Source organism: Brevibacillus brevis (assembly GCF_031583145.1).
Taxonomy (GTDB): domain Bacteria; phylum Bacillota; class Bacilli; order Brevibacillales; family Brevibacillaceae; genus Brevibacillus; species Brevibacillus brevis_E.
This window is the reverse complement of record NZ_CP134050.1, coordinates 4,062,666-4,077,411: the sequence shown is the minus strand read 5'-3', so window position 1 is coordinate 4,077,411 and position 14,746 is coordinate 4,062,666. Positions and strand designations below refer to the sequence as shown.

20 protein-coding genes and 1 pseudogene are annotated in these 14,746 nt (G+C 48.4%); 8 read left to right on the top strand and 13 right to left on the bottom strand.

Annotated elements, in window-relative coordinates:
* Positions 1 to 353 precede the first annotated feature (353 nt).
* The 11 genes from RGB73_RS20240 to istA form a co-directional block, all read right to left on the bottom strand.
* Positions 354 to 722, bottom strand: a complete 369-nt coding sequence (locus RGB73_RS20240; protein WP_310764548.1) for a ribbon-helix-helix domain-containing protein — start codon at positions 720 to 722, stop codon at positions 354 to 356.
* A gap of 256 nt (positions 723 to 978) precedes the next feature.
* Positions 979 to 1,116, bottom strand: a complete 138-nt coding sequence (locus RGB73_RS20235) for a hypothetical protein (RefSeq protein WP_310764547.1) — start codon at positions 1,114 to 1,116, stop codon at positions 979 to 981.
* 90 nt (positions 1,117 to 1,206) lie between these two features.
* The gene (locus RGB73_RS20230) at positions 1,207 to 1,533 is read right to left on the bottom strand and encodes a DUF960 family protein (protein ID WP_310764546.1); all 327 of its coding nucleotides are present in this window, start codon (positions 1,531 to 1,533) and stop codon (positions 1,207 to 1,209) included.
* 2 nt (positions 1,534 to 1,535) lie between these two features.
* Positions 1,536 to 2,015, bottom strand: coding sequence for a JAB domain-containing protein (locus RGB73_RS20225; RefSeq protein WP_310764545.1), 480 nt, complete (start codon positions 2,013 to 2,015; stop codon positions 1,536 to 1,538).
* Between the two features lie 78 nt (positions 2,016 to 2,093).
* Positions 2,094 to 2,336: a hypothetical protein gene (locus RGB73_RS20220; RefSeq protein WP_310764544.1), complete on the bottom strand. Its 243-nt coding sequence runs from the start codon at positions 2,334 to 2,336 to the stop codon at positions 2,094 to 2,096.
* A gap of 13 nt (positions 2,337 to 2,349) precedes the next feature.
* Positions 2,350 to 2,763 carry a hypothetical protein gene (locus tag RGB73_RS20215; RefSeq protein ID WP_310764543.1) on the bottom strand — a complete coding sequence of 138 codons (414 nt, stop codon included), beginning with the start codon at positions 2,761 to 2,763 and terminating at the stop codon, positions 2,350 to 2,352.
* Positions 2,764 to 2,852: 89 nt separating this feature from the next.
* Positions 2,853 to 3,728, bottom strand: coding sequence for a tyrosine-type recombinase/integrase (locus tag RGB73_RS20210; RefSeq protein ID WP_310764542.1), 876 nt, complete (start codon positions 3,726 to 3,728; stop codon positions 2,853 to 2,855).
* A gap of 124 nt (positions 3,729 to 3,852) precedes the next feature.
* Entirely contained in the window at positions 3,853 to 4,338 is a 486-nt protein-coding gene (locus RGB73_RS20205; protein WP_221842855.1) for a hypothetical protein, read from the bottom strand.
* Positions 4,339 to 4,838: 500 nt separating this feature from the next.
* Positions 4,839 to 5,567, bottom strand: coding sequence for a hypothetical protein (locus RGB73_RS20200; RefSeq protein WP_310764541.1), 729 nt, complete (start codon positions 5,565 to 5,567; stop codon positions 4,839 to 4,841).
* Between the two features lie 28 nt (positions 5,568 to 5,595).
* Positions 5,596 to 6,399, bottom strand: a complete 804-nt coding sequence (gene istB, locus RGB73_RS20195) for an IS21-like element helper ATPase IstB (protein WP_310764540.1) — start codon at positions 6,397 to 6,399, stop codon at positions 5,596 to 5,598.
* Positions 6,396 to 7,619: an IS21 family transposase gene (istA, locus tag RGB73_RS20190; protein ID WP_310764539.1), complete on the bottom strand. Its 1,224-nt coding sequence runs from the start codon at positions 7,617 to 7,619 to the stop codon at positions 6,396 to 6,398. Before istA ends, istB begins: the two co-directional genes overlap by 4 nt.
* 199 nt (positions 7,620 to 7,818) lie before the next feature.
* Here istA and RGB73_RS20185 point away from each other — a divergent pair, with 199 nt between their 5' ends.
* The 4 genes from RGB73_RS20185 to RGB73_RS20170 all read left to right on the top strand — a co-directional run bounded on the left by RGB73_RS20185 (position 7,819) and on the right by RGB73_RS20170 (position 10,567).
* Positions 7,819 to 8,610, top strand: a complete 792-nt coding sequence (locus RGB73_RS20185; protein WP_310764538.1) for a hypothetical protein — start codon at positions 7,819 to 7,821, stop codon at positions 8,608 to 8,610.
* 347 nt (positions 8,611 to 8,957) lie between these two features.
* Positions 8,958 to 9,353 (top strand): hypothetical protein, encoded by a 396-nt coding sequence (locus RGB73_RS20180; RefSeq protein WP_310764537.1) that lies wholly within the window; start codon positions 8,958 to 8,960, stop codon positions 9,351 to 9,353.
* Positions 9,354 to 9,441: 88 nt separating this feature from the next.
* The gene (locus tag RGB73_RS20175; protein WP_310764536.1) at positions 9,442 to 10,038 is read left to right on the top strand and encodes a TetR/AcrR family transcriptional regulator; all 597 of its coding nucleotides are present in this window, start codon (positions 9,442 to 9,444) and stop codon (positions 10,036 to 10,038) included.
* 313 nt (positions 10,039 to 10,351) lie between these two features.
* A complete protein-coding gene (locus RGB73_RS20170) occupies positions 10,352 to 10,567 on the top strand; it encodes an SOS response-associated peptidase family protein (RefSeq protein WP_310764535.1) in 216 nt (71 codons plus the stop codon).
* 84 nt (positions 10,568 to 10,651) lie between these two features.
* Here RGB73_RS20170 and RGB73_RS20165 read toward each other — a convergent pair whose 3' ends face one another.
* Positions 10,652 to 11,059: a helix-turn-helix domain-containing protein gene (locus RGB73_RS20165; RefSeq protein WP_310764534.1), complete on the bottom strand. Its 408-nt coding sequence runs from the start codon at positions 11,057 to 11,059 to the stop codon at positions 10,652 to 10,654.
* A 59-nt stretch (positions 11,060 to 11,118) separates the two neighbouring features.
* Between RGB73_RS20165 and RGB73_RS20160 the strand changes: the two are divergent.
* The 4 genes and pseudogenes from RGB73_RS20160 to RGB73_RS20145 form a co-directional block, all read left to right on the top strand.
* A pseudogene (locus RGB73_RS20160) lies at positions 11,119 to 11,187 on the top strand (hypothetical protein); the annotation flags it as partial.
* 51 nt (positions 11,188 to 11,238) lie between these two features.
* Entirely contained in the window at positions 11,239 to 11,595 is a 357-nt protein-coding gene (locus RGB73_RS20155) for a magnesium chelatase subunit ChlI family protein (protein WP_246005779.1), read from the top strand.
* Positions 11,596 to 12,212: 617 nt separating this feature from the next.
* A complete protein-coding gene (locus RGB73_RS20150; protein WP_310764533.1) occupies positions 12,213 to 12,467 on the top strand; it encodes a YolD-like family protein in 255 nt (84 codons plus the stop codon).
* Between the two features lie 13 nt (positions 12,468 to 12,480).
* A complete protein-coding gene (locus RGB73_RS20145) occupies positions 12,481 to 12,789 on the top strand; it encodes a hypothetical protein (RefSeq protein WP_238504043.1) in 309 nt (102 codons plus the stop codon).
* 848 nt (positions 12,790 to 13,637) lie between these two features.
* Here RGB73_RS20145 and RGB73_RS20140 read toward each other — a convergent pair.
* Positions 13,638 to 14,507: an NAD(P)-dependent oxidoreductase gene (locus RGB73_RS20140; protein ID WP_310774446.1), complete on the bottom strand. Its 870-nt coding sequence runs from the start codon at positions 14,505 to 14,507 to the stop codon at positions 13,638 to 13,640.
* Positions 14,508 to 14,746: the final 239 nt, after the last annotated feature.

Sequence of the window (14,746 nt, the reverse complement as noted above, 5' to 3'; positions counted from 1 at the left end):
CGCGAAGCGTTCCATGTAGCCTTGACAGGCTCTTTTCAACAAACTTTTGATAGGCCCAGCAATCCGTTGCTGGGGCTGCCACACGGCGAGTGACGGGGTGCAGGGGGCGTGCCCCCTGCGTCTCCCCCTCCGGGGGACGGAAGGGGGCTCATTCTAACCAAGGGCGAATTTACACACAAATATGGACTTGATCCGGCCCTCCCAGAGGGTTAACCCTGCAATTGCTTCCATGGTCGAGGTATTCAACTGTGATTAATAATTTATCACATACTCTTTCATCTATCAATCCTTTTTTGTTAACTTCTCAATGATTTTTTGTTCCATCCCTTTACTAGGGATGGAACATCATCACTTCATTGATCGCTCTTCTTGCCTTGGAGATAGCAGCGTATAGCTTCCGCTACCAGCCAACTGTAGCTCGGGATGTACCTTCTCTTTTTCAGTGTCTCGATGGTCTCCAGCAGATCCTTTTCCACGTAGACCGTCAATTTCTTGTGCTGCTCGTAGAAATCCGGTCTCCTTTGCAGACCAGGGTAGGAAGGATCGGGCTGCCTGAAAGAAGCGATTTTTGCGTTTTGCCGATCCGAAAAGGCCAGTCCTGGCTGGCCGATCGGTGGGTGCTGTCTGAAATTTTCACGTGGTTCCATGCCTGTCTCTTCGCCTACTTCTTCCCAGCCGTATTCCAACTCCATGTCGTGTGTTGACTCGTTTGCGATGCTCATTTCTTGCCTCTGATCCCGGCCCCAGTTGATACCGTGCGTCGTTTCCTCTTGCCTGGTAGGTTCCCTTGTCCCTGATAGATTCAAGTTACGTTTACGCCGTTCAAACATCCCGATCCCTCCGCTTCTTTGTGAGTCGACATCGACGTCGTCGGACGCGTCGATTTTATCAGAATGTTTCTGTCTGTATGCGAAAGAAAAAAAGTGGGCAAACCAAGCGTCTGCCCTTGGATGTAGGAGGCGTCCCTGCATGACCACACTACAGCAGTTTCGCAGGTAGCTCCTCTTGATCTATCCCTCGCTCTTTTGCTACTGTGGCAATCGCCTGCTCTCGACTCATTCCGTCCAGAACCAGTTTCGCGATGATCCAGATCACTTCTTTCAAGATCGGATTCACGGAAAATGCCCCCTTTCCCTTGTCATCTTTTCGCTCCCAAACGAATCTGCAGGATGGCATGAATGATCGTGATGATCACGTCATCACCCCTCAGTACTCATCCGGAAAAAGCATCGTGCAGTACGAACCGGAATCCATCACCCAGATCGTCACGCCGCCGAACGGCTCCTGGACGCCATCCACGTAGAACGACTCCCGATGCTCCGGCTGCTCCTGCCGATTCAGCACCTTCTGCAGCGGCTCCCCGTCCACCATCTCCACCGACAGTTCGAACACCTGCAGGTAGTCCAGCACGTCGCCTCTCGCCTTGCGCATCTCAATCGCCCGCCAGAGCGCCATCTGAATGGTCGGTTCGATCCGATCCACGATCCCTCTGGTGGCGTACCTGTCCCCCGAAAACGTCGCTCTGTTTCCCATGCTCACATGTCTCCTCTCTCTTTCAGGCTATAGTAGGCCCCTTCCGATCCGACGATGATATGATCGAGAACGGTAATCCCCAAAAGCTCTCCGGCCTTTTGGAGATTCCTTGTCACGCTGATGTCCTCCCGGCTTGGCGTCGGATCGCCCGAAGGATGGTTATGGGCCACGATCACCGAAGCGGAATTGGCGAGAATCGCCGCCTTGAACACTTCCCTCGGGTGTACGATGCTTGCGTCAAGAGAGCCGATCGACACCGTGTGGATCGCCGTCGGCTCGTTTTTCGTGTTCAGGCACAGCAGGAAGAACTGCTCCCTATCGGTTTCCTGCAGAAACTCACGGAACAGTTCCACCACGTCCCTCGCCATTCTGACCCGCCTCGCCGGGTACAGCAGGCTCGCCTCCTTCACCATCTGAATCCGCACGATGTTCACCCGTTTCGCCGGTGTACGGCTCGTTTTGGTAGCCAATATGTCCTTCATTTTGATTCCCCTCCCGTCAAAAATCGAAAGGGACTTCCCCATTGCAAGGAAGTCCCCTGTCCTTTGTCCAGCACATCCCTACTCGTCGAGAAACCGCTGCACTTCGATGGCCTGCTCCATTTCCCGGATGCGTTTTTTCGCCAGCTCTTCAAGAGCCGCCCTAGCCTGATCGACGTGGACTTGGATTTCCCGCGTTCCGTCCGTACGCCTCATGTACAGCAGTCCGTTTTTGACGAACAATTCCCGGTTCTCTTCAACGAGGACCACTTTGCCCTCTTTCAGTTCCTGCTTGTATTGTCTGATCAGTTCTTCTTTGTTCATGTGCTCTTCCTCCTTACGCTTGGTTGTCCGCCTGTTCCTCCAGCCAGGACGCGACTTGCTCGTCGTCTGCTATGGCTTCCGCCGGAACGTAGAAAGCCATCCCGTACTCGTTGGTGTAGATCACGACCACCTTGTACCAGCACTCGCCGTTTCGTTCCACCTTCTCGACGAATTCCGGAAGGCTTCCGAGCAGGCCGCCTTCTTCCCTTCTCAAGCCGACGGTGCTCAGGTCACGTAGGTTATCCCCCTTCTCCAGCACGACCATGTAGCCGTACATGTCTAAGGTGAACTGTTCGTCAGCGCCGTCGAAATCGAACGCCTCTTTCAGCTGAAGAAATTCCTCTTCCAGGTAGGAAGTGAACGGCTCCGAAAACACCTGGGCCTTCCGCAGGCACCGCAAATCGGCTTGAGTCTTGATCGTTCTCATCGTTTTTCCTCCTCACACGAAAAGAGGCACCTTCCCATTGCGTCGGGAAGATGCCTTTGATTGATTGTCAGCAATTGATTCAAATTGCCCTAAAGCAGCGCGACCGCCTTTTCCTTCTCTTCCTTGCTGGTGTTGATGTAGTAGTGCGCCGTCGTCTGGATGTGGGCGTGTCCGGCAAGCTTGCTCACCGTCGTCAGCGGCACCCCTCTCTTCAGGAGCATGGTGCAGAACGTGTGCCGGAACTTGTGCGGGTACATCTTGAAGCCGAGCTGCTTCTCCAGTCCTTCCAGCATGGTGTTGACCGCGTCTTTGTGTAGTTTGGGCGCACGCTGGCTGAGTAGCAGGTAGGGACTGTCCTTGTACTTGTTCTCCTGCCGTTCTGTCCGGACGTACTCACGGATGAGTTCCGCTAGGTCAGGCCGAAGCGGAATCTCACGGTACTTCCCTCCCTTGCCTGTGACCCTGAGTGTGTTGGTGAGGTAGTCGATGTCTGCCAACTGAATTCCGCACAGCTCACTCACCCGTACTCCCGTGTAGAGCAGCAGCCAAACGATGAGGTGGTTCCGCAGGCTGACCTTGCTTCTGTCCTGAACGAAAAAGAGCAGCTGGTTGACTTCCTGCTCGGTGAACACGTCCACTTCTCCTTCGCTGCCAGCGGCCACCTTGATGCGATCTCGCTGAAGGGTGACGACCTGTTCCGTTAGGATGCCTTTTTCGATGAGGTACAGGTTGTACGCCTGCAGAGAGTTGATTTTTTTGTTGATCGTCGCGACGGCGTACTTGTTTTCGACGAGATGGTTCTTGTAGCTGACTACGTAGAATCGTTTCAGGTCTGTCTCGCTTTCCACGCCCATCTGCCGTAGGTACTCGCAGAATCCTCTTACGTCCCCCACGTAGGACTCAATGGTTTTTGGCGCGATGCCGTTTTCCAAAAGGTACTGCTCAAACTGCGTGATCTCGTCCACGTTTCCTTCCTCCTTTCCAAACACAACGCAAAAGGCCCTACATCCGCTCAGGGACGTAGGGCTGTGGGTTGCATCACTTTTTCGTTTTTTCTTGCGTACAAGACGTTCTGCGCGGGATTTCGGGCTACTCTTTGCTGCCGTACCCGTAGTGTTTCATGAGGTACAGCCTGACAGCCGTGTTGACCAGATTGCTGATCCGGTCGATCTCTCCCGACTCGTACAGCTGCTGTACCTTGTCGTACACGCCGTTCTCCAGGTACGTCGTGACTCTACGGCACCGTTTCTCGAACGGGGGTTGTCTCTTTGGGATCTTTGTCGTAGACTGCTGCTCTGACGGTGGCAGTACAGTTTCCGCTTTAACAGCTTTGTCTGTTCCTTCTGCCTTGATTGTTTGCCGTGGCCTTACTCTCAGCGGCTTGGCTTGTTGACTTTCCGGTGGTTTCGGTGCATGGTTCCTCCTTTCCTGGATTTTTTGTTGCGCTTCCTCGAGAGGTACTACATTTGCTCTCTCTGTGGAAGCTCCCTGCTGCTGGTTTTCGGCTGCTTGTGCGGCCTTTTTCGCCTCCTGCTGGGCAAGTACTCTAGCAAGGATTGATTTCGTGTCGTTCATCTCGTCCACTCCTGCTCTGATGCTTTGGTTACGTCAACGCCTACGACTACGTGTGCGTAGATGTTTACGTTTATGTAATTGTTTTGCAAGCGGCGGAGTGGACGCGAGCCGGTTTCTCTGCCTCCTTTCGGGTGGGGGATCAGGGAAATAATATATGTTTGAGTTTTGAGTTATTACGCAAAAAAGAAAAGGCCCCTCAGCTAAGTGCTAAGGGGAACGAGGTGAATCGAACGTCTATTATAGTTATCGGCTGTTGGTGCCGATTTTTGTTGAATTATGTCGAATTAACTGCAGTTTTTATAATTTTCAGTTTCCGAGAGTTGGTTTAATAACTTGACTTGTCTAGATTTAGCTATCTAGGAGATTGATCCCAAAAGTAATTCAGCGAGTTTGTAGAGCTTTTTTCAGTGAGTTCCTTAACAAAATGAAAGAGCCTGCCTCTTTCGAGACAGACCCTTTCGACATTTTTCGGGTGGTGACAGGCACCGATCCCTTGAGAATTAGTTTTGAGCTGCGTCAAATGTTGCTTCAGCAGCCGCAAGATCCGTTACAGCTTGATCAACATCCGCTTGGGAAGATAATGGATCATTCAGTACTGTCACTGCTGCATCAATTGCTGCTTGGAAGGTAGCTTTAGAACCAGCTGCATACTCACCTGTGTTCGGTCCTTCAACAGCAGCATCATGCTTAGCTTGTGCCGCAGTGATTGCTGCTGCAAGAGCTGCGGTATCTACGTTTACTTCTGCTGCGTCAAACGTTGCTTCAGCAGCCGCAAGATCCGTTACAGCTTGATCAATATCCGCTTGGGAAGATGCTGGATCATTCAGTACTGTCACTGCTGCATCAATTGCTGCTTGGAAAGCTGCTTTGGAACCAACAGCGTATTGACCATCTGCGTCGCCTTCAACAGCAGCATCATGCTTAGCTTGTGCCGCAGTGATTGCTGCTGCAAGAGCTGCGGTATCTACGTTTACTTCTGCTGCGTCAAACGTTGCTTCAGCAGCCGCAAGATCCGTTACAGCTTGATCAATATCCGCTTGGGAAGATGCTGGATCATTCAGTACTGTCACTGCTGCATCAATTGCTGCTTGGAAAGCTGCTTTGGAACCAACAGCGTATTGACCATCTGCGTCGCCTTCAACAGCAGCATCATGCTTAGCTTGTGCCGCAGTGATTGCTGCTGCAAGAGCTGCGGTATCCAGTGCATCAGCATCACCAGTTACAGTCATATCAATAGATGCAGTGTCAACGCCGGAATTAATTTGACCCACTAGCGCCGGGATAATTTTGACCCACCTGTGCGCCTGGCGTCGAATAGATTCCGGTTTTTCGTTTTTCTCTGAGTCGATAGCTGTTCCCTCGGATGTTCACGATGTGGGAGTGGTGTAATAAGCGATCAAGAACAGCTGTTGCAAGAACGGGATCTCCCATAAGTTCACCCCACTCGCCAAAACTCTTGTTGCTGGTCAGAATCATGCTTCCTTTCTCGTAACGCGCACAAACCAACTGAAAAAACAGGTTTGCAGCAAGCGGATCGAGGGGGAGGTAACCCACCTCGTCCACGATGAGGATGCGTGGACGGAGATATACCCTCATTCGCTTGTCCAGGCGATTCTCTTCGTAAGCTTTCCGAAGATCACCCACGAGCTGTGCGAGTGAGACGAAATACACTGGCAATCCTTGTCCAATCGCCTCCATGGCAATGGCAACGGCTAAATGCGTTTTCCCCACGCCAGGAGGACCGAGAAACAGCACATTTTCTTGCCTCCCAACGAACGTCAGAGCCGCCAGTTCACGAATCAGCCGCTCATCAATCCCCGGCTGAAAGGAGAAGTCGAATTCGTTCAGCGTGCGCCGATAAGGCAGGTGGGACAGCTTCATGCGAACCTCTACGTTTCGGCGCTGGCGCTCCTGGATCTCAGCATCCAGCAATTCATTGAGGAAAGACAGATACGTGCTTTGGCTACGACTGGCGGCTTCCAGCTTGGCATCGAGCGATTGGGCCGCTTGGCCCAATCCGAGCTCCTCCAAACGGTGACGGGCTTGTTCCAGCTCGATCATGCGCCCACCTCCACAAGATGCTCATACACGTCCAACGGACGCACTTCCACGTCTTGAACAGGAATCTGAACGCCTTGCGGCCTAGGATAAGCATACCCCTGAGCCGTACTCAGATTCGCGTATTGGTCCTCACACATGACGAGCGTCCGGGATCGGTACTGCTTCTCGTGCCGAGCGATGAGCTGCTTCTCACAGTAAATTTCGATGAATCCGTTTATGTCTCGCACCTTTACTTCACGTCCGCTATACCGCCATGGAACGCCATAACGAACGCTGTCGTAGCTCACAAATCCGTCACGGCTTACCTTCCGCGGTTCAAATCGGTACTTTGCCCAGCGTTCCGGAGACGGAAGCATACCGAGCTTCTCTTGTGCCAAGCGATCGATCGGTCTTTCTCCAGTTGTACCGTGGATCCGACGGTTTTGCTCATCACACCACTGTCTGGCTTGGCGGTTTAGGTCACCAAGATCGGTGAATGATCGCCCTGGCATGAAGTTCTGCTCGATGAACTGAACACTTCGTTCGACCTTTCCTTTCGTTTGGGGACGACGAACGCGACAGACCTTGGGGATCATGCCGATCGTCGCAGCGAAATCTTCAAACAACGGATGCCATCTCGGCTTACGATCATCGCCCATGCCAAGAATCACGGTTTTCATTTGGTCGGTCAGCATGGTCTTAGGGACACCGCCGAAGTATTCCAAACCATTCATCAAGCACCGTAAGAAACTGTGGATGTCACAACGCTTTGTAAATTCGATGTACATCGCTCGGGAGTAACCCAACACCATCGAAAAAACAGGGATTTTACGCACTTCACCGTTTAAATCGATGTACTCACAAATCTTCCAATCCACTTGGGCTTGGTACCCGGCTTTTGTCTCATAGCGTTGCACCGCAGGTGCCTGTCTTGGGGGCCGACGGGGCTTCACATAGTCCTTGATGATCGTGATACCCCCCGTGTAACCTCGCTCTTTCAAGAGACGCAGCAGCACTTCACAATTGAAAATTCCCTTTTCCAGGTATTGATCCAACAAGGATTTGAACGGATCGAGTTTGGAAACTCTCTTCTTTCGTGAGCGAGGTTCCGGGATTCCGTTTGCGCGGAGATATTTTCGAATGGTATTACGGGAATGCCCCGTTTCTCTTGTAATTTCGCGGATACTCTTGCCGCATGCTTGAAGTTCGTGTAATCTGATCACAGTCCCACTCCTTAGCATATGTCTCCCCTCTGAAGCTACTTTGGTCGGTAATTTCAGAGAGAGTATTCTACAGGGGTGGGTCATTTTCATTCCGGCGAACCTGGGTCAATTATATCCCGGCGGTGACAAACCATTTATGAAGCATAAACAACACATATCGGATAAACAATAGATGCTGGAAGATTGTTTGTAAGAATGTGTATTAGGAGGATTAAATATGAGTAATGTAGATATTAAATTTATTATTGACGGTAAAGAAGTATCACAAGAAGAAATTCGTGCAGTGGAATATAGTAGATCTAAAAAAGTAATTGACGAATTAATTTCATTAGGAGAAAGCGTAACATACGAAGGAATTCCTTTGACTAGAGAAGAAATTGACAATATTGACTTGGAAAAGGCAAAAGAAGCATTGGCAGAAACAAAAGAGAGACTTGGGAATGACGCCATAAAAGAACTTTATAAAGAAAAGTTAGAATTAAGCGATGCAATGTGGCGTGAAATTGCAGAAAAGTCACCTGCAAGGGAAAATTTACAGCCTTGTATTATAGAGGTTGAGGCAAAAGGTCTTTCTATTCAGGAATTTGCAGTTTATTTCAAACAAATAGAAGAAAAAGGTGGATTAGCAATGGCTTCAAGAATCCATCCGGAACATTATTATGGTGATATAGTACCTGGTGTGCAAACTATTATTGAAACATTTGGTATGTATAAAGAACCATCATATTGGAGATTAGAGATTTCGAATGATGGCTATAAACCTATTGAGCTAGATGCTGATACGGCAATGACCCTCTGCGCTGCAATTAAATTAGCGTCTGATGGTACAGATACAAAATTAATTGCAATGCACCAATTCAAACCTACAGAAGATGGACTAAAAATCAAATTAGGCGCGTTTTTACCAGAGGCAGCACCAAAAGAAATGATTGAAGGGCATAAATGGCATTTTGCAGTTGAATTTAACAATGTATTGCATTATGCAGCTGAGTTAGCAAATAAAAATTAAAGAATCAGTTTAGCATTCAAGTGACTTATATTCGCTACGATGCCTCAGGTGATTGGTTATTACAGAAGTGGACAGCATAATAAAAAGTTCAGGCACTACAGTGCAAGCGTTGCATTAATCTTCTCTGAATGTGCATAATCTCCTGCCTTTTCTTAGTCCATTAACAAAAAATTCCTTTACAATGGATTGGCAGGTAGTTCCTGTCCATAATCCATCGAAAGGATTCAGTACATGGACTTCAAAGAACGCATTGCTGAAGTAAAGCAAGATAAGTATGTGAAAAAGCTGACGACTCCAGCCTACCTAAAATTGTTTCTTCATGCGCTCAACTGCAGCAGTGCGATGGATTGCGAGAAGTTGCAGATGACGTTCTTTCGGAAGAATTTCAAAAGGAACTAGGGCTTGAATCGATCTCGGCAGCGCAGTTAAGTCGCAAACATATTCAGGTAGAGACTGCTTTACTGGAGCAGATCTTTGCAGAACTCGTTGCCCAAATTCTAAAACAAGCTAATACCAGGAGGTGCCGAAAAGACTTCAAAATCATCGATTCGACTACCAGCGGACTTTGTTTGGAGAAGTACAATTTGGCTGTCTTTCGAAAGACAAAGGCAGGCATTAAGGTTCACCTACGTCTAGTTTTTGTCGACGAGAATGACGTTGATCCAGAGAAAGTCGTCATGCCAGTTCCTAATTTTCTGGAGACATGCATACTTCGCTTGTTATTCGAGTACGTTGTCTCCTAAGTCTCAAACATCCATCAATCACTTAAATACTTTTGATTAAAAAATCCATTTTAACAGAGACGATAGACTGAAGCTTGAGGTGAACCTAATGTCTAGAGAAAGAATATTGGAAGCAACGGCCCAACTGATTAAGACTGTAGGTCTCGAAGGCATAACAATCCGTAAAGTAGCTGAACTTGCCGGCACTAATGTGGCGTTGCTCAATTATCACTTTGGTTCAAAAGAAAATCTAATCAATGAAATATTAAAGAATCAATTTGAATCTTTCCGAGAATGTTTCAATATTCTTGATGAAAAAGAATCTCCTCCGCTTGAGCGGTTAAAAAAGTTCTTGATTATGTATGCGTCAAGATTGGCGGAGCACCCGGAACTGGCAAAACATGCGATATCACAGGAACAATTGTTTAAATCACATTACGAATATCTTGATTTCTTAAAGAGTCAAGGTTTCGATAAGTTGGTGGGCACGATAACTGAAATTGTTGGCAACCTGAATCAAGACAAGATTATGTTCATGATTCAACAAATGTTAGCTGCTGTATTATTCCCGTCAGTTATTAGGAGAAACCTGCATGAAGAAATTAACACAGCCAGCAACACGACACTTGATAGCACGAATATGTCCATCGAGCAGCAGATTGATTTATTTATAGATCACTATTTCTATAGATTTACCAGTCGATAGAGGGCCAACATTAACACATGAATAATCCTCAGAGGATTTCTTGAGTGATGGTAATACGGAATGACTTGATTATTAAATAAGTTTAAAAACACGGCCACACATATTAGACATAAATATAATGTGTGGTCCTTTGTTTTATTTGATTTTCTTGTGTGAAAGTCTTGGAAATCTTCAGTCTAAAACTTTATTATCTGTGGAAAATGATATCCAGCGAATGTAAATATATCATTCAGAATGCACTATTATTTTCGCAATCAAAAGAAATGTGACACATCATATTAAAATTCCACAAAATTCGATTAACTTCACATGAATGTTGACATTTAATATAAACGACCGGATGCCGGTGATTCTACGGCGGGAGGATGAAGACCTATGGCTCGACCGGGAGAAATTTGATCCCGACTTGTTACAGTTGCTGCTCGTTCCATTTGACCCCGGACAGATGCGAGTGTATCCAGTATCAACGATTGTTGGAAACCCGAAAAATGATTTCCCTGAATGCATTGAGGAGATTGCTTGGCAGTAGCCACAACCTCCTGTCTATTCGTCTAAGATTGAATCGCGTGCGAGTAATGAATCAAGCTCTTCTCGACCGAGGAGGGCTTTCATGTTAATGCAAAACAGCTAGGAAAGTATCAAGATGCTCCATATATTTTTCGGAAGGCTGGTACTCGTCTTTTTCCCATCCTAATATCATCCGCGGACTCAATCCAAGAATTTCTCCAAATTCTCTTTTGTTATATCCATGATACAGACGAGCCTTTTTGATCCGCTGGCCTAGTGTATGTTCCGGAAGGTTTTCGAAACAACCGAGGTAAGCGATTGACACCCCCAATGCCTCAGACAACTTTCTGAGGTTAGGCGGGCTTACTGTTGTCTTGTTCTGTTCGGCCAGACGAAGAGACACGACACTAAGACCGGTTGCAGCAGCAAGATCGACAAGCAACATGTTTTTCTCTAAACGTGCACGTCTGATGCGCCCTCCAGGGGTATCATCTTCCGGCAATGTAGGAGACATCGACGTTTCCTTGTGAATCGAAATTTCTAGGTTGTTATCTTCACGCTTGTCCCTGCGGCTTCTATGGCACACGTGACCAGCGCGAATGCACCTGCACGCCACAGCAAATCCAAAAATACCGCTCCAAATTGTCAGGTCCGCTGCTTGACCGGATCGACCTGCATCTGGAAGTCCCTCGGGTGCCGGTCCAACTCCTTCACGAACGAGCGGCGGGAGAGGCGTCGGAGACGATCCGCAAGCGGGTGGAGAGGGCGAGGGAGATTCAGTTGGAACGCTACCGCGATCGTCCGGTTTGCCCGTTCAACAGTGCCATGAATGGCCAGGAACTGCGCCTCTATGCTCAGGTGGACAAGGAAGGGCAGGAACTGCTTCGCCTCGCTTTTGAGACGCTCGGTTTAAGCGCGCGTGGTTACGACCGGATCGTCAAGGTGGCCCGCACCATCGCCGACTTGGATCAGTCCGAACGGGTGGAAGCAGCCCACGTAGCGGAAGCGATCCGCTACCGGGCACTGGATCGCGGGAGGATGGGGGAATGAGTGATTGGCTCCTCCCTTCTCCTAACGCTTGAATTTTACCAGTACAATATTTGCAAACGAAATAAGTATCTTCTTCACGGAGAATGGAGCACTGCTGTTGGGTTAGTTTGTTTAGTTCCCATAAATGGATTTTTTTACAATAATCATATCTATCTAAATCATTGTCTTCGTCCATTTAGTATTCCTCCTAAAAAAGGGGCAATACGTCATTATCTATGTGGTACAACAGAATTGCTTCCGTACGCACAGGGTTGGAGTATGCTGCCTATAATGGTTAGTTTTGAATTCATAGTGTATTCCTTTCAACAGCGAGCTATAATCCAGCAGCATCTCACCCAGATCATGTACCTTGACAGCAACGGCAATACAACGCAGCGTACTTTGCGGCCGCGTGAGATCGTGGGTGATCGACTGATAGCATACTGCTCACCCGAAGAGCGCCTTGTGACTTTACCATACATCGAGTGGGACCGCATGCAGCCGGACAAGATCGAGCTGTTGGAAGCATGGGAAAGGGGAGTACATCATCCACGGCAAGTAAGATAGAAAATATGTGGGCTGCGTCCCGTTTTGTCCTGCCCGAACAGCGGGAGCTGTATCTGCAGCACAGGGAGGATATGAAGCTGGTAAAGATGCCGGAACTCGAGCAAGACGAGCTTGAGTCATTTCATTACCTGATCCGAGACTCAGCCCGCGAGGACTATGCAATCACCATCACCTGGTGGCAACCAGTCAAAGAGGACTTGGGCAAAACCTGCAGCATGTGGGGCGTGATCAAGTGGATGGATCAAAACAGCCGGCGGGTTAAACTGGTGAACGATGAGGAGAGCCGGTGGATTCAGATGGATGCAATCATTAACGTAATTCCATAAAGGGGAGAGCAACGTGTCAAATGTACTTACCTCATTTGATTCAATGGATGTAAGAAGTAGGATCATTGGAGCTATTTTTGTTGTTTTTAAAAAACCAGAAGCGATAGCACAATTTGTAGATGAGAGTACTGGGACCACGTACGTTGTTACTTACAACCGAAAAATATTGAAAATTTCGGTTGGTAACGGTGATTACCAACAGTTCGACAACTTACTCGTATTTTTGACATCTCAGATAGGGCCCCCAGATAAAATTTACACCAAAGAATCAAGGCTTGATTCCGGACAGATGATTTCGTATATGGAGTGGCTCAACAAATAAGAAGCTGTAGACCCGCTGCATTAATCGGAGAAGGGTCTTTGCTTTCAATATCTGTAAGAAATCCGACGGACACTTGGGGACGAATTGGGGACGAAATTCGTCCCCAATCATCATAACGGTTCCTAACAAAACCGAAGGGTATCGCTCGAAAGCCTAATAAAATAAGCTTTCATCAGACTATAACAGGTTGCAGCCAAAGCGTTGTTTCCCTTTGACAGGGTGGGGGTCGCTGGTTCGAACCCAGTCCGGATCACCATACATATGAACCTGAAGTCCTTGAGGAATCAAGGGCTTTTCTTATGCCTTCGATCATCCACCCTGACAACGTAAGCCCCACTTCGTTGTTGTTTGACAACATTTTGACAACCTTTATTCAACTAAAGTTATATAAAACGTTTAGATTCATTACTGATTCTCGTAATAATAATTTTGCTGCAAAAGCTATTAGCTTGTTGTTCAGCCCTATCAACAAAGTGGGATCGTTTGTCTTTATGTAAATCAGTAATGTCCCGATTTATGTGCAATGGTGAAATCTCTACGTTCAGGGGAATGGTTTTACAATTGTAAACGATGGTTGTTTCGTATTCATCAAGAACGAGTATCGCACAGAAGCGTTCCTTTTTTAAAGGGGAGCTATCCAAACGAATAGTAAGTGAAAAGGGAGGTTTATCATTTACAGCGTCACAACGATATTTCATAGGTTTATATGTTTCACCTGTCTACTGTAAGGGAGGCATATCAGACCTAGACTGCCGCTGCTTTTATTGTGCTATCGAACGAGAAGCGAGGTGGCCCCGGCCGATGCACGCGCCGGGGCGGCTTCAGTTCTCCTTACTCTTATGGAACAGTCACGACTCCTTCGATGGATTCTTGAGCAATTCGATAACGGCCATGAAGTTGCGGTCGCCATAACCGGCGGAGATCGCGTTCTCGGCGAGCTTCTTCAACTGCTCAGGCAAGTCGGAACTGATACCCTGCTCTTTGCTAGTGTGGAAGATGTGGTCCAGCGCGGTCATATTCATTACCATGTTGCCTCTGTCTCCGGGGTAGTTGCCCTTGTCAATGTCGGGTGCCTCCATAAGTAAGTAGGGGTTCACGACGGACGGCAGGAACCACCCAATTGCGATCTCAGCGAAAGTTGTCACCCTGACGTTCGCCGACCCAACCAGGGCTGCGGCATGAAGGAATCCCTGCAGGGACGAGTACATCAGGCTGAGCAGCGCCGTGTTGTAGAGTACCGCGAGGCTCGGGTCAGTGCCGAGATAGCGGGTACCACCCATGCTCAGTAGCGTCTTCTCGTGGGCCTCGAAGAGAGACTGCGGCCCGCTGTAGAGAAACACGGAGTCGGGATGTCCGACAGCCTGCGGAGGCACCATGATAGCCCCGTCGAGGTAGTCAACACCCTTGTGGGCAGCCCAAATGGCGGCGTTTCGAGCCTGTTCCGGTATACCGGAACTGTGGTTCACCAGGACACGGCCGGACAGAGCCTCGTCGGCAGGATCGAGCACGGCGTACATGGCGTCGTAATCCTTGAGACAGACAACGACAAACTTGCTAGCAGAGACAGCTTCGGAAATGGTATCCACGCGTCTGGCTCCTTTGGCAACCAGACCGTCCCCCTTCTTGGGAGTACGGTTCCAAACGGTCGTAGGGTGACCCTGGGCCAGAAATGCCTCGGCGAGCGCAACGCCCATCGGTCCGAGTCCGATGACCGTCACCGGTGACCTGTTATTACTTTTCAATGTAAAAGCTCCCTTCCATACGAACTGGAATTAACTTTAATGTATGACATTAGTGTCAAAGTCAAGAAAAAACGATGACTTCGGCAATAAAAGGAAGGAGCTTCGGTGTGGAGCTTGGTGGATTCCGTTGAATACGGAATCCACGGGGAACGCCAAGTTCAAGCATTTTTACATAAGGAACAGCCATAGGGGAAAAGCTTTCGTTTTTCACATAC